The sequence below is a fragment of the Robertmurraya sp. GLU-23 genome, assembly GCF_052983275.1.
The window spans coordinates 1-1,869 of record NZ_JBRKCV010000039.1 but is presented as its reverse complement, the minus strand read 5'-3'; the positions used below and the strand labels follow the sequence as shown (position 1 = coordinate 1,869).

The window sequence follows — 1,869 nt, the reverse complement described above, 5'->3', positions numbered from 1 at the left end:
TTTAGTGTGCCAGGCATGTTCATCAACTTGGCGGTGAGAGTCCGCTATGGGCGTTGGGATATGCGAACCATTAGTCGAAGGCAAGGGTGTCCGTGGTGACGAGGAATCTGAAGGAAGCCCTAGACAAACCCTCGGTCTGAGATACACGAACCACATTCGAGGTTCTCTGTTCTAGGATGAGTTTGCTAAACAAAACAAAGTCCAAAATATCCCCGGATGGAACAAGAATAAATGTGGCAGATATATGAGGGGAAAGTGGATGAACTTACCCTGGGAGATCTCTTAGTACCTCATCCGAGAACCTACTTAGTGATAGGTAGCTGAACTAAGAGAAGTCAGCAGAAGTCATAGTACCAACCGTATGGTTGGGAAGGACGGAACGAAAGGAGCGACTATGTTAAAGCAATTTACATGATAACAATGACACAGCCAACTTAATGACTATTAAAGAGTGAATGCTCGGAAAGCAGGAGCATCTTTTATAGAGTGGAGTTATCCTTGTACAACCTTAATAACATAGGAACAATATGAAATTTACTAAAACACTGATAGAGATGATTCTAGAGAGGAATAATCTCAACCAAGCTTTTGAAAGGGTTAGAAGAAACAAAGGAGCAGCAGGAGTCGATGCGAAAGATATTGAAGCTACTCGCCTTTACTTAAAAGAAAATGGTTTAGAGATTGTCCAACTAATTAAAGAGGGGAAATACAAACCTCAACCAGTAAGACGGGTTCAAATACCTAAACCAAACGGAGGATTTCGAAACCTCGGGATTCCAACTGTAACTGACAGAGTTATCCAACAAGCCATAGTGCAAGTGTTGACCCCAGTATTCGAGCCCCAATTCAGCCAATATAGTTACGGTTTTAGGCCGAACAAAAGTGCACATCAAGCTATTGAACAAGCTAGGCAATATATAGAAGATGGCTACAACTTCGTAGTAGATATTGACTTGGAAAAATTCTTTGATCGAGTGCAACATGATAAATTAATGTCTCTTGTAGCAAAGTCGATTGCAGATAAACCTACGCTAAAGCTAATTAGACGATACCTACAAGCAGGAATCATGGAGAATGGATTGGTAACGGTAAATCGTGAAGGAACACCGCAAGGTGGACCTTTAAGTCCTTTACTAAGCAACATCATTCTAAACGAACTGGATAGAGAGTTGGAGAAGAGAGGTCATCGATTCGTCAGATATGCAGATGATAGCAACATCTATGTTAAAAGCCAAAAAGCTGGGGAACGTGTGAAGACGGGTATAACAGAATTCATTGAAAAGAAGTTAAAACTTAAAGTAAATGAAGAGAAAAGTGCAGTGGGAAAGCCGAAGGCACGTGTGTTTTTAGGAATGAGTTTCTACAAGTCTGGGAAGAAGACTAGGATATACGTGCCAAAGAAAACAAAGAATCGTTTCGAAGAAAAGCTAAAGAAACTAACTAACCGTAACTGGGGAGTAAGTATGGAGTATAGGATCCTGAAAATAAACCAACTCGTTCAAGGGTGGGGTAATTACTTTAAAGTCGGAGACTTAAAGAAATACGCCTTCAACCTAGATGCACACATACGGCGTAGATTGAGAGCATGCCGTTGGAAGGAATGGAAGAAGATAGGGACAAAATACAGAAACCTGATGAAACTAGGTATCTCAAAAGAAATAGCATGGAAGAACGCTAACTCCAGAAAAGGGTATTGGAGAATGTCCAATACACCAATCTTAGACAGCGCCATGAATAATAATTACTGGAGAAATCTAGGATTAAAATCTCTTTCAAAAGTTATTTCATAAACTTTCGAACCGCCGTATACCGAACGGTACGTACGGTGGTGTGAGAGGTCGGCGCTGAAAAAGCGCCTCCTACTCGATT

1 protein-coding gene is annotated in these 1,869 nt (G+C 41.0%); it reads left to right on the top strand.

The genetic code is table 11. The features are described from left to right. The first annotated feature begins 527 nt into the window (after positions 1–527). Entirely contained in the window at positions 528–1,790 is a 1,263-nt protein-coding gene (ltrA, locus tag ACVBAX_RS25215; protein ID WP_447119686.1) for a group II intron reverse transcriptase/maturase, read from the top strand. The last annotated feature ends 79 nt before the right edge of the window (positions 1,791–1,869 follow it).